Below are 21,059 nucleotides of genomic sequence, written 5' to 3'. Positions count from 1 at the left end.
TCCCACAGTTGGAATGCATTCCCTTGTGGGAGCGAGCCTGCTCGCGAAAGGGGCGGCGCATTTCTAAAGAATTCACACAGCAATGGATCGCACAGACAGGCCTCGGAAGGCCGGTTGTCTTGTCGTTTTGCATCATTGCCACAACCACAAAAAAGGCAAACAGGAGCATCTTCATGAGTTCATCAACCGCCGGGCAAAGCGTCGGGCAATTGGAAACCCGGGGCATCGAGCCGGTGCCGGAAGCGGAGTGCAACGGTCATCCGCTGCAACTGTTCTGGGTCTGGTTCGCGGCAAATATTTCCATCCTCGGCCTGCCGCTGGGCGCCACGCTGGTGGCGTTTCGCGGGCTGGCGATCTGGCAGGCGATCATCGTCGCGATTCTTGGTGCCGCCGGTTCGTTTGCCGTGGTCGGGATCATTTCGATTGCCGGGCGTCGTGGCCGCGCGCCGAGTCTGACGCTGTCCCGGGCAATTTTCGGCGTGCGCGGCAACATCGGCCCGACGCTGGTTTCGCTGATGTCGCGTCTGGGTTGGGAAACCGTCAACACCACCACCGCCGCGTTCGTGCTGCTGTCGCTGTGTTCGATCCTGTTCGGCTCGCCGGTCGAGGCGAAAAGTGCGCCGATACTGACGCTGATCTTTATCGCCATCTTCGTCCTGCTGACCTTGTCGGTGTCCGGCCTCGGCCACGCGACCCTGCTGGTGATCCAGAAGTGGGCGACCTATGTGTTCGGTGCGCTGAACATTCTCGTCGGTGGTTTTCTCTGCGCGACGATCGACTGGAGCGCGGTGTTCAACGCCACGCCAGCACCGCTGAGCGCAATGATCATCGGCATCGGCACCATGGCCGCCGGCACTGGTATCGGTTGGGCCAACGCCGGTGCGGACATGTCGCGCTATCAGCATCGCAGCGTCAAGGCTGTGCGTCTGGTGGCGTCGGCGGCCTTCGGCGCGGGCATTCCGCTGGTGCTGCTAATCACCCTCGGCGGCTTGTTGTCGGTGGGCAACAATGACCTGGCGTCGGCGACTGACCCGATCGTGGCGATTCGCGACATGCTGCCGACGTGGACGGCCGTGCCGTACCTGATCACCGCGTTCGGCGGTCTGCTGCTGTCGAACAACCTGTCGGTGTACTCCGCCGGCCTGACCACGCTGACCCTGGGCCTCAAGGTCAAACGGATCTACGCGGTGGTGGTGGATATCGTCGCGATCTTCGCCGGCTCGATCTACTTCATGCTGATCGCCGACAGTTTCTACGGCCCGTTCATCACCTTCATTTCCCTGCTCGCAGTGCCGATCACTGCCTGGGTCGGGATCTTCGTGGTCGACCTGATTCACCGTCACTACTACAGCCCTAAAGACCTGCTCGACGTCAGCCCGAGCAGCGCCTATTGGTATCGCGGCGGCATCGAGTGGCGCGCGTTTGGTGCCTGGGCGATCGCTATCGTCCTCGGTTTCAGCTTTACCACCATCGGCACCACGGCGGAGAACGTCTGGTTCAAGGGCTTTTTGTCTGACTCCTGGCTGGGCCACAACGGCCTCGGCTGGATCGTGACCTTCGTCGTCGCCGGTGGCATTTACCTGGTCCTTGGCGGCGCGAGAGATCGCCGCGCCGCGCAACCCGAGAATGCTCATGCCTAAGATGTTGCACACCGGCCAGGTCATCATCGACCTGGTCATGGCCGTGGATAAACTGCCGCAGATTGGCGGCGACGTGCTGGCGCAGTCGGCGGGGTTCGAAGCCGGTGGCGGCTTCAACGTGATGGCCGCTGCGGTGCGCAACGGTCTGCCGGTGATTTACCTCGGTCGCCATGGCACGGGGCGTTTCGGTGACCTGGCGCGCCAAGCGATGCAGGCGGAAGGTATCTGCATCGGCATCCGCGAACCGGCCGAGCGCGATACCGGTCTGTGCGTGGCGCTGACCGATGCGTCGGCTGAACGCAGTTTCATTTCCTACATCGGCGCCGAAGGCGAGGTGACCGAGGACGATTTGAACAGTGTGGCTGCCGAGCCCCGCGATTACGTTTATCTCAGCGGTTACAGTCTGCTGCACGAGGGCAAGGCGCAGGCGTTGCTCGACTGGACGCTGGCGCTGCCGGCGTCGGTCAATGTGGTGTTCGATCCGGGGCCGTTGGTGGAGTCGCCCGATGCGCCAATGATGCAGACGTTGCTGCCGCGCATTGATGTGTGGACCAGCAACAGCGTCGAGGCGCTGCGGTTTACCGGAGCCGATGAGATTGGTATCGCGATGGATCGCCTCGCGGAACTGCTGCCGGAAAATGTACTGATGGTGGTGCGTGACGGGCCGCAGGGTTGCTGGATTCAGCAGCGTGGAGAGCGTCGACAGGTGCCGGGGTTTGCTGTCAAAGCAGTGGACAGCAATGGCGCCGGTGATGCGCATGCCGGGGTGTTTATTGCCGGATTGGCGCAGGGGTTGGAGGCACCGGAAGCGGCGCGGCGGGCGAATGCGGCAGCCGCGTTGGCGGTGACTCGCTGGGGGCCGGCGACATCGCCGGGGGCGGGTGAGGTGGACGCATTTATCCGCGAGTCCTGCCGCGACTGATGCACCGCAATCGCTGGCAAGCCAGCTCCCACAGGGTCTTCGTGTGTAAGTGCAATAGTGCAACCACCCGAAAAATCTGTGGGAGCTGGCTTGCCAGCGATGAGGCCATCAGGCTTAGCCAGCCTTGCGCAACGCCTCAATCAACTCCTGCTTGCGCATCGACGAGCGCCCCGGAATATTCTTCGCTCGGGCTTCCTTCATCAGGCTATCGACAGTCTGCGTATCCTTCGAAGTCTCGCTGTTGCGTGAATGGCCCTTGCGGCTGGCCACCGCGCGGCGCGATGACTCTTTGCGATCTCCCGATTTGGCACTGGCGGGCTTCTTGCGCCCCGAGCCGCCGGACTTCTCACCGCCACCGGATTGTTTGTTGACCGTCGCCCAGGCACGCGCCTCAGCTTCATCTTTCGACACGCCTTTTTTCTCGTAGCTGTCTTCGATGTGCTCAGCTTTGCGCTTCTGTTCGCTGGTGTATTTGTCTTTGCTTCCACGAGGCATGGGATTTCTCCTCAAGTTGCGGATCCGGCCGCTCGCCGCTTCTACGGCGAGCGGCTTGGCACTACTGCAGATCCAGTTTGCGCGCCGCTTCGACGCCGGCAGAACTGAGCTTGATCGGCAGGTTCAGCGAGTGTTCACCCGCTTCGCTCAAGGTCACGTGACCATGATGAATCAGCCCGCGATCCTGCAGGGCGGCGAGGGCGCTGGCCACGACTTTCTCGCCCCGGTAATTGTCCAGCACCTCCTTGCCCAAGCCGTTGGGATGCGCGTGCAGCAGGCGGGTGAGGACTTCTTTTTCCAGGTCTTTGTCGACGTTCATGGTTACCTCTTCATGGGAGTGAATAGGGCGCTCGCGTCGGCGAACTACTGACCGGCACCTTCGGAACCGGAGCCACCAGTGGTGGTCTTCGAGCCGACACCGGGGCCGGCATTGTCAGGCGCAGTGGCAGGAGAATCAGGCGTGTTCATGCCACCCTGACGCCCCGGATCGCTGCCTTGAGTGCGCGGATCGGTGCCGGTGGCGGGTGGCTGATTGATCAGCGGCACGCCGGAACCATCGGTATTCATACCGGGAGCACTGTTAATGGCGGGCGCGCGTGGCGGGGTCGGATCGGTAGGGCCAGTGCCCGCTGCCGTGGACGAGGCGGCGAACACCGCAGGGCAGAGCAGGGCGCTGAAGACTAAAGCGGTCAACCTTGACGGGATCATAGGGCTTCTCCAGTGATTGGAATCCTTACACTTTGTTGGTCAGCCCTGGTGACGGATTGGTGCCTGATGATCGACGAACGGTCTTCGCCGGGGTCGCGGGGCTGCTGTTCAGACGATGCCGATCGCTAGTGTTTCCGGCGGCGCAAAACAGTTAACGGTCATAAGCATCCTTTCAGAATTTGCGATATCAACTGTGGGAGCGAGCCTGCTCGTGAAAGCGTCATATCAGTCAGACGTTGATTCAACTGACAGAATGCTTTCGCGAGCAGGCTCGCTCCCACAAGGGCAACAGTGTTCAGCAAATTGGACAGATCAGTATGTTTGCCATGTGACGAGCGCCGCTGCGCGCCTTAGTATGGCGCTTTAATTTGCATACAAGGCCCGTTCATGACGATCGAAATCCGCCCGGCGACCCCCAGCGATGCGCCGCAAATCCTCGCCTTCATCACCGAACTGGCAGATTTCGAGAAGGCCCGTCACGAAGTCATCGCCAGCGTCGCCGACATCGAACGCAGCCTGTTCGGCGAAGGCGCCACCGCCCACGGCCTGATCTGCCTGCGCGACGGCTTGCCGATTGGCTTCGCGGTGTTCTTCTTCAGTTATTCAACGTGGCTGGGCAGCAATTGCCTGTACCTCGAAGACCTCTACATCACCCCCGAACAACGTGGCGGCGGCGCCGGCAAAACCCTGCTGCGCCACCTGGCAAAAATCGCCTGCGCCAACGACTGCGGCCGCTTCGAATGGAGCGTGCTGGAATGGAACACCCCGGCCATCGAATTCTACAAGTCGCTCGGTGCGCAACCGCAGGAGGAATGGGTGCGGTATCGCATGGATGGCAAGGTGTTGCGCGAATTCGCCGAGGGCTGAGCACAATGATGGCAATCTACTGCTGATTCAGTTGTCGCCACCGCTCTAGTCCGGCATTCTGTGCGCCATTTTTGCGCGCTCATGGACGACACCTGCAATGCTTCTGGCAAAATTTCTCCGCGCCTGTGGAACCCTCGCTGCGTCAATGATTGACCAGCTATGAGCGGACTGCAGGCGTCCATGCGTCTGTATGGTCTGGTGAAAACTACCGGCTCTTCTGACGACCCGAATCGACAGGCTGTCGAAATTCTCTGCATGGCCCAGCGCACGGGCGGCTTGGCTATTCGGGCTTTCGTGTCGCGGCTCGACGCCGAGTTGATGTCGCGCAGTGCCGGCCTCGGCGAATACCGCGTGGTAGCACTGAGAACCTTTGATCCCACAGCGTTTATCGATGCCCATCAAGGCTGGCTGATGCTGCACATCTGTTGCGGCTTCGTCGCTCTCGCCGGCCATTCTCGGTTGAAAAACGGTGCGTTGATCCCGATGGGCTGGCACGTCTACTCCGAAGTAGGGCGTTGGACCACTGGGCATCATCTGGATTTCGGCGTGCGAATGGGCGACTTGCTGCAATCCACTTATGAGCGCAATCACCTGCGCAACTACAACGCCTGGCTCAACGAACTTGATGATGCAACGCCTGCCGAGTTGAGTTGGCAAGCCAACGAAGCCTGGCGTGCCATACAAACCGCGACATCACCTGAAAGCCGTGAGCATTGTCATGCTCTGTTCGACCCGGTCGACAATCGCTGGCGCTTTGCCGCGACCGACATCGACATCTATCAGCCATCCCCGGCACCCCTTAAGCAAGGAGCTTTGAATTGAGTGGTAAACCCGCAGCACGCGTCACCGACCCAACCGCCTGCCCACTGCCAGGTCACGGCACCAACCCGATTGTCTCCGGCTCGCCGGACGTATTCTTCGACGGCCTCGCTGCTGCACGCATGACCGATAAATCAGCGTGTGGCAGCCCTATCACCGGAGCGGTCTCCGGCACTGTTTTCATCAACGGCCTGAATGCCGCGATGCTCGATAGCACTGGTGGGCATGGCAATGTCGTGATCGGTGGCTCGGGCACGGTGATCATCGGCCAAAGTGGGGGAGGGGCAGCATTTAGTGGGCTGTTGCCGATGCCGGTGCATTTCAACGACCGGATGCAAGTAATCAATGAGATCACAGGAGAGCCCATGCCGAATCATCCCTACGCGATTCAACGCGGTGATGGACGCGTCGAACACGGCGTTACCGATGGCAAGGGTTTCACTCACACGGTGAGCTCGCACCTGCCTGAATCCATCAAATTGTTCGTAGAGTAAGAAGCTATGGCCGCTGAAAATTCGCAATTGAAAGGCTGTCAAAGACTGGTCGTGACACACGAATTAACATGTAAAACCGACGGGACCGTAAAGCAGGCTACGGTTAGCCCGAAAAAAATTGTTTTATTTTTCGTCGGAGGGGCGGGAGACAAGGAGAGTTATTACGGAACGGGACCGAACAATAATGTGGCTGAGGCACTGAAAATATTCATCAAGAATATGGACGCTGAAGGCCTTTGCCCTGATACCTACGACGCACACCACATCGGTTATAACGCCTTCACCAGTGATGAGGGACTTAATGCAAATGTGTTGGCGAAAATTCCCGATCTGACCACTCCGGTCTACATTATCGGGCATAGCTTGGGTGGCTGGAATGGAGCTCACTTGTCTAAAGTGCTGGCAGACAGAGGCTATCGAATCCCGGTATTGGTTACGCTGGACCCCGTCGGAGAGGGTCAGATCGTATGGGGCATATCAAATATTTATCAAAAAGAGCCTACTCCCAAGGCTGAATATTGGGTGAATGTAAGAGCGGATGCCAAAGACTGGAATTTTTCTGATCTCGTGGCGGATTTTGGAGAGCAGTGGGACATGACAAGCGGCCCGAATATCAACGGCCGGGTAGATGTGAACCATGCCGATGCCTGGGCTATCTACATTGCCGTATTAGGTGGCGGAGTGTCAGCGAGGGATATTCTGATGCAGTCAGTGATACAGCACTTCAAAGGGAGGAAATGTGCGTAAATCTTTACTGATTTCAATGTTTTTGGTATGTGCGTCATGCGCCGTCAGTCATGGGCGGCCGATTGCACATATTGAATATATGAATGTGGAGCGCTATCTCAATCGAAATGTTTACCCAGTCACGTTCTCTTCTGATGTCGACGTGGAGCAATTATTCAAATCGAAAATAAGCCAATCTCTGCTCTGTTCCTTCGACCAGAAAACAGATTTCTCAATGCCGCAAGATCTGAAGGAATATGGCGAGGGCTGGGTTGAGCCGGTTAAGTCAGGGGACGGACTGGTATTCAAAGCGGATCTGATGTTTTACAAGGTTAAGGATTCGACAAGTTATACGCTAATGAGCAGCAATGAATTAAAGGCCTTGCTGGCTCGGCGACAGTCGCTAGCTTGTAAAGTCCGAATCAACTCTTACTCCTACAAGGTCTATTTATCGGAGGTCATGAAGATTCCAGTTAAAGATCTCATGAGAGAAGTCAATAAATACTGAGTCGGGGGCGCTCGATGAGTCACGTGAGAGTTTCGGCTCCCTAGGTCATCGACCGATGCTCTAACGCAACTGAGCCATCCACCCATCAAGTCCAAAGCGGGGCGATTTCTCGTCCCAAAATATGGGATCGATATTTATATATTGAGATTTCCCGTCCCTCGGGTTTATAGTCCATCGCACTCACTGCCAAAAAACAAAACAGGTGAAGCGATGCAGGCGCAATTGATCGCGCTCGATTGGGGGACGACCTCATTACGTGCTTACAAACTCGCGGCGGACGGTGTGGTGCTGGAGCAGCGTGCGCTGTCGTCCGGGATCATGCAGTTGCCCAAGACCCCGCGAATCATCCACGGCCGTGAATGCGCCGATGGTTTTGAACTGGCCTTCGACGAAGCCTGTGGTGACTGGCTCGATGCGCAGCCGGATCTGCCGGTAATCGCTTGCGGCATGGTCGGCAGTGCGCAGGGCTGGCGCGAGGCGGCTTACTGCGAGACGCCGGCCGACGTCGCCCATCTAGGAAACTCCCTACAAACCGTTGTCAGTCTTCGCGGTACGCCGGTGCATATCGTCCCGGGCGTGATTCAGCGTTCGCGACTGCCGAATGTAATGCGTGGCGAAGAAACCCAAGTCCTCGGCGTGCTGCAAAGTCTGCCGGCCGAGGCGGGTAATGATCTGCTGATCGGCCTGCCCGGCAGCCACTCGAAGTGGGTGGAAGTGGTCGACGGCCGCATCACCCATTTCGACACTTTCATGACCGGCGAAGTGTTCGCCGTGCTCAGCGAGCACAGCATCCTTGGCCGTACCCAGCAACCGAGCGCGACCTTCGATGCGCAGGCGTTCGATCGTGGTGTGCAAATCGCGCTGTCGGCGGATGCCGAACTCGGTGTGCTGTCGACCTTGTTCAGCGCCCGTACCCTCGGTCTTACCGGTGAACTGAGCCCGACTGCTCAAGCGGATTATCTATCCGGCCTGATGATCGGCCATGAGCTGGCCGCACTCGCCAACGTGCAGCGGCGCCGGCGCAATCAAGCGAATCTTCCATCGATCGTGCTCATCGGCAACGCGCAATTGTGCGCACGCTATCGACGCGCCCTCGACGCCTGCGGCTTTGCTCAGGTGACGCTGGCCGAGCAGGCCACCGAGCGTGGCCTGTGGCAACTGGCGCGCGCCGCCGGACTGATCGATTCCTCATCCCGTTAACCCTGACTGGAGGCCTGACATGCTCAAGCAAGCACTGGCACAAAACGGTCTGATCGCGATTCTGCGTGGCCTGCAACCGCAGGAAGCGGCGGCTGTCGGTGAAGTCCTGTATTCCGCCGGATTTCGCGTCATCGAAGTACCGCTCAATTCCCCATCGCCGTACGAAAGTATCCGCATCCTGCGTGATGCGCTGCCCGCCGATTGCCTGATCGGTGCCGGCACGGTGCTCAGCCCCGAGCAGGTCGAGCAGGTCAAAGCTGCTGGCGGACAGGTGATCGTCATGCCGCACAGCGATGCCAAGGTTCTGCGCGCGGCGAAAGCGGCGGGCCTGTACCTGTCGCCGGGCGTGGCCACGCCGACCGAAGCCTTCGCCGCATTGGCCGAGGGCGCGGACATTCTCAAGCTGTTTCCGGCCGAGCAAATGAGCCCGGCGGTCGTCAAGGCCTGGCTCGCGGTGTTGCCAGCCGGCACGGTGCTGGCGCCGGTCGGCGGCATTACGCCGGACAACATGCAGGCCTTTATCGACGCCGGTGTGAAAGGTTTCGGTCTCGGTTCCGGCCTGTTCAAACCGGGCATGACGCCCGAGCAGGTGGCGGTCAATGCCAAGGCCTACGTGGCTGCCTGGAAAGCCCTGCGTTAAGAATTTTTGGGCGCTGTGTGCGCTGCATCTAATAAAAGCTGCATTTACAAAAGAGAGCAGAGATGAAAATCACCAAACTCACGACCTTCATCGTTCCGCCGCGCTGGTGCTTCCTCAAGGTCGAAACCGACGAGGGCGTGACCGGTTGGGGCGAGCCTGTGGTCGAAGGGCGCGCGCATACCGTAGCGGCTGCGGTGGAAGAATTGTCCGACTACCTGATCGGCAAAGACCCACGCAATATCGAAGACATCTGGACCGTGCTCTATCGCGGTGGCTTCTACCGTGGCGGCGCGATTCACATGAGCGCGCTGGCCGGTATCGACCAAGCGCTGTGGGACATCAAGGGCAAGGCCCTCGGCGTGTCGGTCAGCGATCTGCTCGGTGGCCAGGTGCGCGACAAGATTCGTGTCTATTCGTGGATCGGCGGCGACCGTCCGGCCGACACCGCGCGTGCGGCGAAAGAAGCAGTGAGCCGTGGTTTCACGGCGGTAAAAATGAACGGCACCGAAGAACTGCAGTTCCTCGACACTTTCGAGAAAGTCGACCTCGCCCTGGCCAACGTTGCCGCCGTGCGTGATGCGGTGGGGCCGAACGTCGGTATCGGCGTCGACTTCCACGGCCGCGTGCACAAGCCGATGGCCAAGGTGCTGATGAAGGAGCTCGACCCGTACAAACTGATGTTCATCGAAGAACCGGTGCTCAGCGAAAACTACGAAGCATTGAAAGAACTGGCGCCGCTGACCAGCACGCCGATTGCCCTCGGCGAGCGGCTGTTCTCGCGCTGGGACTTTAAACGGGTGTTGAGCGAAGGCTACGTCGACATTATCCAGCCGGATGCCTCCCACGCTGGCGGCATCACCGAAACCCGCAAGATCGCCAACATGGCCGAAGCCTACGACGTCGCGCTGGCGCTGCATTGCCCGCTGGGACCGATCGCGCTGGCGGCCTGTTTGCAACTGGACGCGGCTTGTTACAACGCGTTTATCCAGGAGCAGAGCCTGGGCATCCATTACAACGAGAGCAACGACTTGCTCGACTATGTGAAGGATCCGCGCGTGTTCGACTACGACCAGGGCTTCGTGAAGATTCCGAACGGCCCAGGGCTGGGCATCGAGATCAACGAGGAATACGTGATCGAGCGTGCCGCCGTCGGCCACCGCTGGCGCAACCCGATCTGGCGCCATGCCGATGGCAGCTTTGCCGAGTGGTGAGTCTCTGACTCGCTAGCATCAGATCGTTCCCACGCTCTGCGTGGGAATGCCTCAATGGACGCTCTGCGTCCGCTGCTGGGACGCGGAGCGTCCCGGGCTGCATTCCCACGCCGAGCGTGGGAACGATCAGTTCTCCGAGGGAGAGGAGATCTGCGTCATGACCTCAACAAACATAAAAAGAGGCATCTCTCATGCAAACGCACACCCTCTCCGGGCAGGCGTCTTTAGTCACGCCTAGCCGCAAGCGATTTTTCATCATGGTGTTGCTGTTCATCACCGTGGTCATCAACTACCTGGACCGCAGCAACCTGTCGATTGCCGCGCCGGCGCTGACCAGTGAGCTGGGCATCGATCCGGTTCATGTCGGTCTGATCTTCTCCGCCTTCGGCTGGACTTACGCCGCGATGCAGATCCCCGGCGGCTGGCTGGTCGATCGCGTGCCGCCGCGCATCCTTTACAGCGTCGCGCTGCTGCTGTGGTCGGTGGCCACAGTGATGCTCGGATTCGTCAGCAGCTTCATCGCGCTGTTCGTGCTGCGCATGGCCGTCGGTGCGCTGGAAGCGCCCGCCTATCCGATCAACAGCCGCGTGGTCACCACCTGGTTTCCTGAGCGCGAGCGCGCCACGGCGATCGGTTTCTACACCTCCGGGCAGTTTGTCGGTCTGGCCTTCCTGACCCCGGTGCTGGCGTGGCTGCAACATGCATTCGGCTGGCACATGGTGTTCGTCGCCACCGGCGCGGTGGGCATTCTCTGGGCGCTGATCTGGTACGCGGTGTATCGCGAGCCGCGCGATTTCAAAGGCACCAACCAGGCGGAAATCGACCTGATCCGCGAAGGTGGCGGGCTGGTCGATATCCAGGCCGAGACAGCCAAGGTCAAAGCCAAGTTCAGCTGGACCGATCTGGGCATCGTCCTCAGCAAGCGCAAGTTGTGGGGCATCTACCTCGGCCAGTTCTGCCTGAACTCGACGCTGTGGTTCTTCCTCACCTGGTTCCCGACTTACCTGGTGAAGTACCGTGGCATGGACTTCATTAAATCCGGCCTCCTGGCGTCGCTGCCGTTTCTTGCCGCGTTCGTCGGTGTTTTGTGCTCGGGGTTCTTTTCCGACTGGTTGATCCGCCGTGGTTACAGCGTCGGGTTCGCGCGCAAGTTGCCGATCATTGGCGGGCTGTTGATTTCGACCTCGATCATCGGCGCCAACTTTGTCGAGTCGACGCCGCTGGTGATTGCCTTCCTCGCCCTGGCATTTTTCGGCAACGGTCTGGCGTCGATCACCTGGTCGCTGGTGTCGACGCTGGCACCGGCGCGGTTGCTCGGCCTGACCGGTGGCGTGTTCAACTTCATCGGCAATCTTTCGGCGATCGCTACGCCGATCGTGATCGGCTTCCTCGCCAGCGGCGATTCGTTCGCTCCGGCGATCACCTACATCGCCGTGCTCGCACTGGTCGGTGCCTTGTCCTACGTGCTGCTGGTGGGCACGGTCGAGCGTATCGAGTTGTAGTGCTCAGTCTCGGGCGACCATAATGCCGCCCGTTCCTTCGCTCAACGGTAAAAGGCTGGATATGCAGGAAGACGCCCCGGAAAAAACCAAGGACGCCGCGCCCACCGGCACCCAGACGCTGCTGCGCGGCCTCGGTGTGGTGCAGGCGGTGGCCAGTGGCGCGCGTGATCTCAAGGAGATCGCCCGGCTGATCGGCACCACGCGCAGCACCACCCATCGTCTGGCCAGTTGCCTGGTCGACGAGCGTTATCTGCGCGTGGTGCCGCAGATCGGTTATCTGCTCGGGCCGAAACTGATCGAACTGGGCTTTCAGGCCCGCGAAGAGTTGCCGCTGGTGACGTTGGCCGGGCCGTATCTGGATGAGTTGTCGGCGCTGACCGGCGATACGGTGCACCTCGGAATCCGCGAAGGCGACGAAGTGCTGTATCTATTGAAGAACCCCGGACGCAACGGGCCGGAAATGCGCTCGCGGGTTGGCCATCGCATGCCGCTGGTACGCACCGGGATCGGCAAGGCGTTGATGCTCGATGATTCGCCGCAGGATTGGCGGCGGCTGTACGACATCAGCCTGCCGGCGGGTGGCAAAAGTCAGTTCTGGCCGCAGCATCCCCAGCAGTCGTGGGAACAGCTTGAGCAGCGCATGGGCGAATACGTTGCCGGTGGCTACGCGTTCGATCTGGAAGACAACGAACCGTCGATCCGCTGTGTGGCGGCGCCGATTCGTGATGCGAGCAAGGGCATAGTCGCGGCGATCAGTATCGCCAGCACCGTGCCGTATATGCCGCTGGAAAAAATGGCCGAGTTGATTCCCCTGCTGAAAGGGGTCACAACCCGGCTGTCGGCGGAGCTGGGCTTGAAGGTGTAAGCCGTGAAGGTTTAAGCCTTCAGCGTGGCCATGTCGATGACGAAGCGGTACTTCACATCACCGGCAATCATCCGCGCGTAGGCTTCGTTGATCTGGCGGATGTCGAGCATTTCGATGTCGCAGGTGATGTTGTGCTCGGCGCAGAAATCCAGCACTTCCTGGGTCTCGGCGATACCGCCGATCAAGGAACCGGCCAGCACGCGGCGGCTCATCACCAGTTTGCCGGCGTGGACGGGCGGGTTCACCGGCTCGATCAGGCCGACCAGAATGTGCACACCGTCGAAACGCAGGGTGTCGAGGTACGGGTTCAAATCGTGTTGCACCGGAATGGTGTCGAGCAGGAAGTCGAAGTAACCGGCCGCGGCCTTCATCTGCTCGGCATCGGTGGAGACGATGACGTGATCGGCGCCCTGACGGCGACCTTCTTCAGCCTTGCTCGCCGAGCGGGTGAACAGCGTGACTTCCGCGCCCATCGCCTTGGCGAACTTGATGCCCATGTGGCCGAGGCCGCCCATGCCGAGAATCCCGACCTTGTCACCGGCCTTGACGCCGTAGTGCTTGAGCGGCGAGTAGGTGGTGATGCCGGCGCAGAGAATCGGTGCGGCGCTGGCCAGAGCCAGTTTCTCGGGGATGCGCACAACGAAGTGTTCGCTGACCACGATGCTGTCGGAGTAACCGCCCATGGTGTTGCTGCCATCGACCCGGTCCGGGGTGGCGTAGGTCATGGTCGGGCCTTCGAGGCAATATTGCTCGAGGTTCGCCTGGCAGGCTTCGCAGCTGCGGCAGGAATCGACCATGCAGCCGACGCCAACCAGATCGCCTACCTTGTGACGGGTGACATTCGCACCGACAGCGGTGACTTTTCCGACAATCTCATGGCCGGGCATCAGCGGATAAACGGCGATGCCCCATTCGTTGCGTGCCTGATGGATGTCGGAATGGCAGACGCCGCAATAGAGAATTTCGATCGCTACGTCGTCGGCGCGCGGGCTGCGGCGTTCGAATTTCATCGGGGCGAGGGGAGTGGTGGCCGATTGGGCGGCATAGCCGATGGCGGTGTACATGGGTAACCTCGCAAAAACAGTGACAAGTGAGGCGGTGAATTCTGGGCGCCAGAGGCGGGTGCGGCCATGACGATTTCTCCGGGTCTCATGCCTAATCCTCCGGCATGCGGGTTTCGGCGATCGCATTGGCCAGCGGATCTGCGATGATGTTTTCATCCCCTTTTCCGTGAATTTTACGAAGACCTATTCGATGCAGTTGACCCGTCATCTTGATGCCAATGCCCGGCTGGTTTCGTTGATCGAACCGCTGGCGCTGCGCGATGGCTACAGCCAGACCGGCCTGCCCGGTGTGCAGATTTTGCGCGCCAGTTGCGACGTCGCCCGTGGCCCGCACATTTACGAGCCGAGCCTGATGATTATCGCCCAGGGCAGCAAACTGGCGTTCCTCGGCCCACGAACCATGGAGTACGGCGCCGGGCATTACCTGATCCAGGCGCTGCCGGTGCCGTTCGAATGCGAAACCTTTGCCTTGCCCGATGCGCCATTGCTCGGTGTGTCGGTGGCGATCGATCGTGTCCTGCTCGGCGAACTGGTGCTGGCCATGGGGCTGGCGCCGGGGCGGCATATTCCGGCGCAGACGCCGGAGTCGATGACCTCGGTGGTGCTCGACGATGGCATGCGCGGTTGTGTCGAACGGCTGCTCAGCTGTCTGCACGATCCGCTGGAATGCCAGATTCTCGGCCCGGCGCGGGTCCGCGAGTTATTGTTCGTCGCGCTGCGCGGGCCGCAAGCGGATGTGTTGCGGGCATTGGTCGAGCAACAAGGGCAATTCGCCCGGGTGGCGGCGTCGATCAGCCATCTGCATGCGCATTACACCGAGCCGCTGAATGTCGAGACACTGGCCAGTTGCGCGAACATGAGCGTGTCGACCTTTCATGAGCATTTCAAGCGCAGCACGCTGTTGTCGCCGGTGCAGTATCTGAAGCGTTTACGCTTGTTGAAGGCGCAGACGCTGCTGGTGGCGGAGGGGCTGGGCGTGGCGCAGGTGGCGCATCGGGTGGGGTATCAGAGCACGTCGCAGTTCAGCCGCGAATACAAGCGCTACTTCGAACGCAGCCCGGGGGAAGAGCGCGCTGCCTGAACCGACGATATTCTCCTGTGGGAGCGAGCCTGCTCGCGAAGGCGGTGTATCAGTCGACATCATTTTCATATGACACACCGCTTTCGCGAGCAGGCTCGCTCCCACAGTTGTCTTGTGGTGGCAGAGGAATTTTGGGCAACAAAAAGGCCCCCATGTCGGGAGCCTTGTTGTTCAGCGTTTCGACTTACATGTTCGGGTAAGTCGGGCCGCCGGCACCTTCCGGCGCCACCCAGGTGATGTTCTGCGCAGGGTCCTTGATGTCACAGGTCTTGCAGTGCACGCAGTTCTGGGCGTTGATCTGGAAACGCTTCTCGCTGTCTTCCTTGGTGATCACTTCGTATACGCCGGCCGGGCAGTAACGCTGCGCCGGTTCGTCGTACAGCGGCAGGTTTTTGCTGATCGGGATGCTCGGATCGGTCAGCTTCAAGTGGCACGGCTGCTCTTCTTCGTGGTTGGTACCGGAGATGAACACCGAGCTGAGTTTGTCGAAACTCAGTTTGCCGTCAGGTTTCGGGTAATCGATCTTCTTGCAGTCGGCCGCGAGCTTGAGGCAGGCGTAATCCGGTTTGGTGTCGCGCAGGGTGAACGGCAGTTTGCCGCCGAAGATGTTCTGGTCCAGCCAGTTGAAACCACCGCCGATGATCGCGCCGTACTTGTGAATCGCCGGGCCGAAGTTACGGCTGGCGAACAGTTCTTCGTGCAGCCAGCTGTTCTTGAATGCGTCGACGTAAGTGGTCAGTTCGACGGTGCAATCCTGCTCGGCGAACAGCGCATCTGCCACCGATTCCGCCGCGAGCATGCCGGACTTCATCGCCGTGTGGCTGCCTTTGATCTTGGCGAAGTTCAGGGTGCCGAGGTCGCAACCGATCAGCGCGCCGCCCTTGAAGACCATTTTCGGCAGCGAGTTCAGGCCGCCCTTGGCGATGGCGCGGGCGCCATAGCTGACGCGCTTGCCGCCTTCCAGATATTGCTTGAGCACCGGGTGATGCTTGAGGCGCTGGAACTCATCGAACGGCGACAGGTAAGTGTTGCTGTAGGACAGGTCGACGATCAGACCGACCACCACCTGATTGTTTTCCAGGTGATAGAGGAACGAGCCGCCGGTGTTCTCGGTGCCCATGATGTCCAGCGGCCAGCCGGCGGTGTGCACCACCAGGCCTGGCTGATGCTTGGCCGGGTCGATTTCCCAGATCTCTTTCAGACCAATGCCGTAGTGCTGAACGTCGGCATCGCTGTCGAGGTTGTAGCGCTTGATCAGTTGCTTGCCGATGTGGCCACGGCAGCCTTCAGCGAACAGCGTGTATTTGCCACGCAGTTCCATGCCTGGGGTGTACAGGCCTTCTTTCGGGTTGCCTTCACGGTCGACGCCCAGATCACCGGTGATGATCCCGCGCACCACACCGTTTTCATCGATCAGCGCTTCCTGAGCGGCGAAACCCGGGTAGATTTCAACACCTAGGTTTTCCGCCTGCTGAGCCAGCCAGCGGCACAGGTTGCCCAGGGAGATGATGTAGTTGCCTTCGTTGTGCATGGTCTTGGGCACAAAGAAGTCAGGAATCTTCTGCGCGCTGTCAGCGTTTTTCAGCACGAAAATGTCATCGCGTGTGACGGGCGTGTTCAGCGGCGCGCCGAGCTCTTTCCAGTCCGGGAACAGTTCGTTCAGGGCGCGGGGTTCGAATACCGCACCGGAGAGGATGTGTGCACCGACTTCGGAGCCTTTTTCGACCACGCAGACGCTGATTTCCTTACCGGCGTCAGCGGCCTTCTGCTTCAAGCGGCAGGCGGCGGACAGACCAGCGGGGCCGGCACCGACGATGACGACGTCGAATTCCATGTATTCGCGTTCCACAGGCTATCTCCTACTCAAGGCTCAACAGTTTTTTTTCTAATATGGAGGTTTGATCTCGCATCCGTATTGCCTTTACGTTAACGTCAAAGGGAATATTGGCGAATCCACCTTTCTCTCTAGGCGGCGCATTATATCTACACCACTCCGAGCGTCCAATACAAACGTTTGTTTGAATCGCCTCCAGCCCTGATAAATCAAAGAAGCGCGGCTTATGACAGGGCATTTTGGCGTATTGACCAGAATGGGCGTTCCGGTCAAGATACGGGCGGTTTTGCGCTCGCCGTAGGCAGACTGGCGGTTTCAAGAGCACCTCTAAAGACAGGGCACAGGCAGTAGACGGTGATGCGCAGCGCAAGTCCGGCGCGCAGTTTACACAGCGTGAGAATGAATGACCCGACAGTCACCCCTGACGAACGGTCACCTCCCTTCGCGAAGTGAATCACCTCACATTCAAGCCGGCGTTTTTAGAGGTGCCCTTGTCGCCCGATGAGCATCATCCGCCAGGTTCGCCTAGGCGACTTTCTTTTCACCGGAGAGTAACGAGGAATCCATGAAGGTTCTTGTAGCTGTCAAACGCGTTGTGGATTACAACGTCAAGGTCCGCGTCAAGGCGGACAATTCCGGCGTCGACCTCGCCAACGTCAAGATGTCGATGAACCCATTCTGCGAAATCGCCGTGGAAGAAGCCGTACGCCTGAAAGAGAAGGGCGTTGCGACTGAAATCGTCGTCGTCTCCATCGGCCCGACCACCGCTCAGGAGCAGCTGCGTACCGCACTGGCTCTGGGTGCCGATCGCGCCATCCTCGTCGAATCCGCTGAAGACCTGACCTCGCTGGCCGTGGCCAAGCTGCTCAAGGCTGTTGTCGACAAGGAACAGCCGCAGCTGGTGATTCTTGGCAAACAGGCGATCGACAGCGACAACAACCAGACCGGCCAGATGCTCGCGGCACTGAGCGGCTACGGTCAGGGCACCTTCGCTTCGAAAGTCGAAGTCTCCGGCGACAGCGTTGCCGTGACCCGCGAAATCGACGGCGGCGCGCAGACCGTTTCGCTGAAACTGCCAGCCATCGTCACCACCGACCTGCGTTTGAACGAGCCGCGCTACGCGTCCTTGCCAAACATCATGAAAGCCAAGAAGAAGCCTCTCGAAGTGCTGACTCCGGACGCTTTGGGCGTTTCCACCGCCTCCACCAACAAGACCCTGAAAGTCGAAGCGCCGGCTGCACGCAGCGCGGGCATCAAGGTCAAGTCGGTGGCTGAACTGGTTGAAAAACTCAAGAACGAAGCGAAGGTAATCTAAATGACTATCTTGGTTATTGCTGAACACGACAACAAAGTGCTGGCCCCGGCCACACTGAACACCGTGGCCGCTGCTGCCAAAATCGGCGGCGACATCCACGTTCTGGTAGCAGGTCAGGGCGCAGGCCCGGTGGCCGAAGCCGCGGCGAAAATCGCTGGCGTGAGCAAAGTCCTCAACGCTGACAATGCCGCCTACGCGCATCAGTTGCCGGAAAACGTTGCTCCGCTGGTTGCAGAGCTGGGCGCTGGCTACAGCCACATCCTCGCTGCCGCCACTTCCAACGGCAAAAACATCCTGCCGCGCGTTGCTGCTGCGCTGGACGTTGACCAGATCTCCGAGATCATCTCGGTCGAAAGCGCTGACACTTTCAAGCGCCCGATCTACGCCGGTAACGCCATCGCTACCGTGCAATCGACTGCTGCGATCAAGGTGATCACCGTGCGTGCCACCGGTTTCGATCCGGTTGCTGCTGAAGGTGGTTCGGCTGCCGTTGAAGCCGTTGGCGCTGCGCACGACGCCGGTACTTCGAGCTTCGTCAGCGAAGAGCTGGCCAAGTCCGACCGTCCTGAGCTGACCGCTGCCAAGATCGTCGTTTCCGGCGGTCGCGGCATGCAGAACGGTGACAACTTCAAACACCTGTACGCGCTGGCCGACAAGCTCGGCGCTGCTGTGGGCGCCTCGCGCGCTGCGGTCGACGCAGGTTTCGTACCGAACGACATGCAGGTCGGTCAGACCGGCAAGATCGTTGCGCCACAGCTGTACATCGCCGTCGGTATCTCCGGCGCGATCCAGCATCTGGCCGGCATGAAAGACTCCAAGGTGATCGTTGCGATCAACAAGGACGAAGAAGCGCCGATCTTCCAGGTGGCCGATTACGGTCTCGTGGCGGATCTGTTCGAAGCAGTACCTGAGCTGGAGAAGCTGGTCTAATCCGGCGGCTTCACTTATAAAGAGCCCGGCCTGTTGGTCGGGCTTTTTTTTGTCTCGAATTTCAAGCGGGAGCGTTTTGCCATGGATCTGCGCTGCGGATGGTTGTTGGGATGGTTGCTGTTGCCAGGTTTGGCCTTGGCCGCTGGCAAGTGCGAGCGCCTGGTCGTCACCGGCAGCCCGGACGCGCCGCCCTACTTGTGGCAGGACCCGCAAAACCCCAAGCGCCTGATCGGCGCCAGTGCTGACTTGTTGCAGCAAGTGGCCAAAGATCTGGGCATCAAAGTCGACCTGCTCTACGCCGGCAAACGCTCACAGGCCCTCGATGAAGTGCGCAGCGGGCGCATGGACATGCTGGCCGACGCGCCGCTGACCGTGACTGAGCTGGAAAACCTTGACTACATCCATCCGCCACTGCTGGAAAACGACTATCTGGTGTGGACGCGCAAAGGCTCGACGCTGACCTATGCCGAGGCCAGCGACCTGAAAGGCCATGCCGGCGCGGTGTCGGAAAAGTCGCGGATGACCCAGGCATTCGGCACTTTCGCCGAGCAGAATCTGACCCTGACCCGCACAGCAAACCTTACCGAGGCACTACAGAAGTTGCTGTTGGGCGAGGTGGAATATGTCCTCGCCGGCCGTTACTCAGGCCTGGCCGCCGCGCAGACATTGGGCATGACCAGCGATCTGTTGGCGTTCGAACAACCCATCGACCGGCCGGGTCTGTTCCTCGCGGTTTCGCATAACTCGGCCTGCAACGATCCGTGGTTGCGCGGACAGCTCGCCAAAAAGATGACAGAATTGCCCGCGTCCGGACTGACGGAAGCCGCGCTGCAACGCAACATCGAGCGCTGGAAGGCGCAACAGCAACAGCCGCCACAACCTGTCAGTGCCCCAAAACAGTAGGGATTCTTAGTGAGTATTCGACCTCTTTTCGCGGCTGTGGCCGTTCTGGCCCTGGCCGGGTGCGCATCCGATCCGGCACCCAGTGAACAAATGCGTTTGACCGAACAAGCCATCGTGCAGGCCAAGGCAGTCGGCGCCACCGCTGACGAAGTGCCGGAAATGCAACTGGCCGAAACAAAATACAACCGCGCCAAAGGCAGCATGGCCGACGAGTCCTATCGCAACGCGCGCATGCGTGCCGAGCAGGCCGAACTGGATGCGCGTCTGGCCGAGGCCAAGGTGCTGACGAAAAAAAGTGAAGAACAGCTGAATGTGCTCAATACCCGCATTGTCCGCCTGCGCAAGCAGCTGCAACTGGGGGAAGCACAATGAACCTCAAGTCCAATGCTCTCGGCATTCTGCTTCTCGCCGGTTGCGCCAGCCTCTACGGCTGCGCCGGACAGCACAGCGAGGCGGCGCTGCAACAGGCCGGCGCAGATTTCCAGAAGGTCAAGGAAGATTCCAACGTGCTGCGCATCGCGCCGAAAGACGTGATCCGCGCCGGCGAATCCCTGGCCCGCGCTGATCGGCTGTCGACCTATTGGGGCAGCGGTGCCGACGTGGTGCATTACGCCTACCTGAGCCAGCGCTACAGCGAAATCGCCCGCGAGCACACCAACCAGGCGCTCAACGAGGAACGCGCCGCCAAGCTCGAGCTTGAGCGTCAGCGTCTGCAACTGGCCCTGCGCGAATCGAAACTGCTCAGCGTGCAGCAACAAGGCAAGTGGCTGGAGGAACAGATCGTCGCGCTGGCGACCACGCAGACTGATCGCGGCCTGGTGATGACCCTCGGCGACGTGTTGTTCGACACCGGCCAGGCGGAACTGAAAAATTCAGCCAACCGCGTCGTGCTGAAGATCGTCCAGTTCCTGCAACTGAACCCCAAGCGCGTGGTGCGCATTGAGGGTTACACCGACAGCACCGGTGGCAGACAGGAAAACCTCAAACTGTCCCGCGATCGTGCGCAATCGGTGGCTGACGTGCTGGTCGATCTGGGTATCGACGAAAAACGCATTCAGGTCGAAGGTTACGGCGACCAGTTCCCGGTCGACGCCAACGCCTCCGAGCGTGGACGGGCGCAGAACCGCCGTGTGGAAATTGTGTTTTCTGACGAAAAAGGCCAGCTCGGCGCCGCCCGCTGAGGGCTGCGTCTCTGGAAAGCCCGGACTGTCATGCAGTGCCGGGCTTTTTTGTGTCTGTCGATTGCCGCGCAAAACCGTACAGATGGGGCAGACACCGCACTGTACGGTCGAGTAATCTGGCAACTGTCCCAGTACACTTCTAAACTGTTCCGGT

The 21,059-nt window shown here is 60.0% G+C and carries 23 protein-coding genes; 18 read left to right on the top strand and 5 right to left on the bottom strand.

The genetic code is table 11. From position 1 onward, the window contains the following. Positions 1-173: 173 nt before the first annotated feature. Together OK411_RS20520 and OK411_RS20515 are read left to right on the top strand one after the other, a co-directional pair. A complete protein-coding gene (locus OK411_RS20520) occupies positions 174-1,640 on the top strand; it encodes a purine-cytosine permease family protein (protein WP_264365611.1) in 1,467 nt (488 codons plus the stop codon). Then, entirely contained in the window at positions 1,633-2,562 is a 930-nt protein-coding gene (locus OK411_RS20515) for a PfkB family carbohydrate kinase (protein ID WP_264365610.1), read from the top strand. The genes OK411_RS20520 and OK411_RS20515 overlap by 8 nt, the downstream gene beginning before the upstream one ends. Before the next feature lie 114 nt (positions 2,563-2,676). Here OK411_RS20515 and OK411_RS20510 read toward each other — a convergent pair whose 3' ends face one another. The 3 genes from OK411_RS20510 to OK411_RS20500 form a co-directional block, all read right to left on the bottom strand. Then, positions 2,677-3,057, bottom strand: coding sequence for a Rho termination factor N-terminal domain-containing protein (locus OK411_RS20510; RefSeq protein WP_264365609.1), 381 nt, complete (start codon positions 3,055-3,057; stop codon positions 2,677-2,679). Between the two features lie 61 nt (positions 3,058-3,118). Then, entirely contained in the window at positions 3,119-3,376 is a 258-nt protein-coding gene (locus tag OK411_RS20505; protein WP_024013907.1) for a hypothetical protein, read from the bottom strand. A 44-nt stretch (positions 3,377-3,420) separates the two neighbouring features. Further along, complete coding sequence (locus tag OK411_RS20500; RefSeq protein ID WP_071173201.1) at positions 3,421-3,765, bottom strand: hypothetical protein; 345 nt, start codon at positions 3,763-3,765, stop codon at positions 3,421-3,423. Between the two features lie 387 nt (positions 3,766-4,152). Here OK411_RS20500 and OK411_RS20495 point away from each other — a divergent pair, with 387 nt between their 5' ends. The 10 genes from OK411_RS20495 to OK411_RS20450 all read left to right on the top strand — a co-directional run bounded on the left by OK411_RS20495 (position 4,153) and on the right by OK411_RS20450 (position 12,597). Then, a complete protein-coding gene (locus OK411_RS20495) occupies positions 4,153-4,632 on the top strand; it encodes a GNAT family N-acetyltransferase (protein ID WP_041479417.1) in 480 nt (159 codons plus the stop codon). 159 nt (positions 4,633-4,791) lie between these two features. Further along, positions 4,792-5,454 (top strand): hypothetical protein, encoded by a 663-nt coding sequence (locus OK411_RS20490; protein ID WP_319636919.1) that lies wholly within the window; start codon positions 4,792-4,794, stop codon positions 5,452-5,454. Then, positions 5,451-5,945: a PAAR domain-containing protein gene (locus OK411_RS20485; protein WP_076563791.1), complete on the top strand. Its 495-nt coding sequence runs from the start codon at positions 5,451-5,453 to the stop codon at positions 5,943-5,945. Before OK411_RS20490 ends, OK411_RS20485 begins: the two co-directional genes overlap by 4 nt. 6 nt (positions 5,946-5,951) lie before the next feature. Continuing rightward, on the top strand, positions 5,952-6,692 hold the full coding sequence (locus tag OK411_RS20480) for an alpha/beta hydrolase (RefSeq protein ID WP_264365607.1): 741 nt from the start codon (positions 5,952-5,954) through the stop codon (positions 6,690-6,692). Then, a complete protein-coding gene (locus tag OK411_RS20475; RefSeq protein ID WP_136492939.1) occupies positions 6,685-7,179 on the top strand; it encodes a hypothetical protein in 495 nt (164 codons plus the stop codon). The genes OK411_RS20480 and OK411_RS20475 overlap by 8 nt, the downstream gene beginning before the upstream one ends. 210 nt (positions 7,180-7,389) lie before the next feature. Beyond that, a complete protein-coding gene (locus OK411_RS20470) occupies positions 7,390-8,379 on the top strand; it encodes a 2-dehydro-3-deoxygalactonokinase (RefSeq protein ID WP_264365606.1) in 990 nt (329 codons plus the stop codon). Between the two features lie 19 nt (positions 8,380-8,398). After that, the gene (locus tag OK411_RS20465; RefSeq protein WP_073472308.1) at positions 8,399-9,019 is read left to right on the top strand and encodes a 2-dehydro-3-deoxy-6-phosphogalactonate aldolase; all 621 of its coding nucleotides are present in this window, start codon (positions 8,399-8,401) and stop codon (positions 9,017-9,019) included. Positions 9,020-9,081: 62 nt separating this feature from the next. Continuing rightward, the gene (gene dgoD / locus OK411_RS20460; protein WP_016770960.1) at positions 9,082-10,230 is read left to right on the top strand and encodes a galactonate dehydratase; all 1,149 of its coding nucleotides are present in this window, start codon (positions 9,082-9,084) and stop codon (positions 10,228-10,230) included. Positions 10,231-10,421: 191 nt separating this feature from the next. Continuing rightward, positions 10,422-11,732, top strand: a complete 1,311-nt coding sequence (locus OK411_RS20455; RefSeq protein WP_264365605.1) for an MFS transporter — start codon at positions 10,422-10,424, stop codon at positions 11,730-11,732. A 61-nt stretch (positions 11,733-11,793) separates the two neighbouring features. Continuing rightward, positions 11,794-12,597, top strand: coding sequence for an IclR family transcriptional regulator (locus OK411_RS20450; protein ID WP_016770958.1), 804 nt, complete (start codon positions 11,794-11,796; stop codon positions 12,595-12,597). Positions 12,598-12,608: 11 nt separating this feature from the next. Here OK411_RS20450 and OK411_RS20445 read toward each other — a convergent pair whose 3' ends face one another. Next, a complete protein-coding gene (locus OK411_RS20445) occupies positions 12,609-13,661 on the bottom strand; it encodes an NAD(P)-dependent alcohol dehydrogenase (RefSeq protein WP_016770957.1) in 1,053 nt (350 codons plus the stop codon). Between the two features lie 190 nt (positions 13,662-13,851). Between OK411_RS20445 and OK411_RS20440 the strand changes: the two genes are divergently transcribed. Continuing rightward, positions 13,852-14,742: an AraC family transcriptional regulator gene (locus tag OK411_RS20440; RefSeq protein WP_024013897.1), complete on the top strand. Its 891-nt coding sequence runs from the start codon at positions 13,852-13,854 to the stop codon at positions 14,740-14,742. A gap of 184 nt (positions 14,743-14,926) precedes the next feature. On the opposite strand, the gene OK411_RS20435 is transcribed toward OK411_RS20440, so the two are convergent. Then, positions 14,927-16,591 (bottom strand): electron transfer flavoprotein-ubiquinone oxidoreductase, encoded by a 1,665-nt coding sequence (locus OK411_RS20435; RefSeq protein WP_264365604.1) that lies wholly within the window; start codon positions 16,589-16,591, stop codon positions 14,927-14,929. A 550-nt stretch (positions 16,592-17,141) separates the two neighbouring features. Here OK411_RS20435 and OK411_RS20430 point away from each other — a divergent pair. The 5 genes from OK411_RS20430 (at position 17,142) to OK411_RS20410 (ending at position 20,905) form a co-directional block, all read left to right on the top strand. Continuing rightward, on the top strand, positions 17,142-17,891 hold the full coding sequence (locus OK411_RS20430; RefSeq protein ID WP_007908338.1) for an electron transfer flavoprotein subunit beta/FixA family protein: 750 nt from the start codon (positions 17,142-17,144) through the stop codon (positions 17,889-17,891). Then, positions 17,892-18,821, top strand: coding sequence for an electron transfer flavoprotein subunit alpha/FixB family protein (locus OK411_RS20425; RefSeq protein WP_016770954.1), 930 nt, complete (start codon positions 17,892-17,894; stop codon positions 18,819-18,821). Positions 18,822-18,902: 81 nt separating this feature from the next. Continuing rightward, positions 18,903-19,724: a substrate-binding periplasmic protein gene (locus tag OK411_RS20420; RefSeq protein WP_264365603.1), complete on the top strand. Its 822-nt coding sequence runs from the start codon at positions 18,903-18,905 to the stop codon at positions 19,722-19,724. A 9-nt stretch (positions 19,725-19,733) separates the two neighbouring features. Next, positions 19,734-20,096 (top strand): DUF4398 domain-containing protein, encoded by a 363-nt coding sequence (locus tag OK411_RS20415; RefSeq protein WP_038860459.1) that lies wholly within the window; start codon positions 19,734-19,736, stop codon positions 20,094-20,096. Then, complete coding sequence (locus tag OK411_RS20410; RefSeq protein ID WP_016770951.1) at positions 20,093-20,905, top strand: OmpA family protein; 813 nt, start codon at positions 20,093-20,095, stop codon at positions 20,903-20,905. Before OK411_RS20415 ends, OK411_RS20410 begins: the two co-directional genes overlap by 4 nt. The last annotated feature ends 154 nt before the right edge of the window (positions 20,906-21,059 follow it).

It is taken from the genome of Pseudomonas sp. RG1 (assembly GCF_025910115.1).
Classification (GTDB): domain Bacteria; phylum Pseudomonadota; class Gammaproteobacteria; order Pseudomonadales; family Pseudomonadaceae; genus Aquipseudomonas; species Aquipseudomonas atacamensis.
Note: the sequence above shows the minus strand (reverse complement) of the source record. Positions and strands in the feature narration are given on the sequence as shown.

Excerpts from the sequence above, each read along its gene's own strand:
- OK411_RS20470 (WP_264365606.1), top strand. The coding sequence starts at position 7,390 with ATGCAGGCGCAATTGATCGCGCTCGATTGGGGGACGACCTCATTACGT.
- OK411_RS20520 (WP_264365611.1), top strand. The coding sequence starts at position 174 with ATGAGTTCATCAACCGCCGGGCAAAGCGTCGGGCAATTGGAAACCCGG.
- OK411_RS20500 (WP_071173201.1), bottom strand. The coding sequence starts at position 3,765 with ATGATCCCGTCAAGGTTGACCGCTTTAGTCTTCAGCGCCCTGCTCTGC.
- OK411_RS20430 (WP_007908338.1), top strand. The coding sequence starts at position 17,142 with ATGAAGGTTCTTGTAGCTGTCAAACGCGTTGTGGATTACAACGTCAAG.
- OK411_RS20440 (WP_024013897.1), top strand. The coding sequence starts at position 13,852 with ATGCAGTTGACCCGTCATCTTGATGCCAATGCCCGGCTGGTTTCGTTG.
- OK411_RS20410 (WP_016770951.1), top strand. The coding sequence starts at position 20,093 with ATGAACCTCAAGTCCAATGCTCTCGGCATTCTGCTTCTCGCCGGTTGC.
- OK411_RS20495 (WP_041479417.1), top strand. The coding sequence starts at position 4,153 with ATGACGATCGAAATCCGCCCGGCGACCCCCAGCGATGCGCCGCAAATC.
- OK411_RS20465 (WP_073472308.1), top strand. The coding sequence starts at position 8,399 with ATGCTCAAGCAAGCACTGGCACAAAACGGTCTGATCGCGATTCTGCGT.
- OK411_RS20510 (WP_264365609.1), bottom strand. The coding sequence starts at position 3,057 with ATGCCTCGTGGAAGCAAAGACAAATACACCAGCGAACAGAAGCGCAAA.
- OK411_RS20455 (WP_264365605.1), top strand. The coding sequence starts at position 10,422 with ATGCAAACGCACACCCTCTCCGGGCAGGCGTCTTTAGTCACGCCTAGC.
- OK411_RS20425 (WP_016770954.1), top strand. The coding sequence starts at position 17,892 with ATGACTATCTTGGTTATTGCTGAACACGACAACAAAGTGCTGGCCCCG.
- OK411_RS20445 (WP_016770957.1), bottom strand. The coding sequence starts at position 13,661 with ATGTACACCGCCATCGGCTATGCCGCCCAATCGGCCACCACTCCCCTC.
- OK411_RS20450 (WP_016770958.1), top strand. The coding sequence starts at position 11,794 with ATGCAGGAAGACGCCCCGGAAAAAACCAAGGACGCCGCGCCCACCGGC.
- OK411_RS20490 (WP_319636919.1), top strand. The coding sequence starts at position 4,792 with ATGAGCGGACTGCAGGCGTCCATGCGTCTGTATGGTCTGGTGAAAACT.
- dgoD (WP_016770960.1), top strand. The coding sequence starts at position 9,082 with ATGAAAATCACCAAACTCACGACCTTCATCGTTCCGCCGCGCTGGTGC.
- OK411_RS20515 (WP_264365610.1), top strand. The coding sequence starts at position 1,633 with ATGCCTAAGATGTTGCACACCGGCCAGGTCATCATCGACCTGGTCATG.
- OK411_RS20480 (WP_264365607.1), top strand. The coding sequence starts at position 5,952 with ATGGCCGCTGAAAATTCGCAATTGAAAGGCTGTCAAAGACTGGTCGTG.
- OK411_RS20505 (WP_024013907.1), bottom strand. The coding sequence starts at position 3,376 with ATGAACGTCGACAAAGACCTGGAAAAAGAAGTCCTCACCCGCCTGCTG.
- OK411_RS20420 (WP_264365603.1), top strand. The coding sequence starts at position 18,903 with ATGGATCTGCGCTGCGGATGGTTGTTGGGATGGTTGCTGTTGCCAGGT.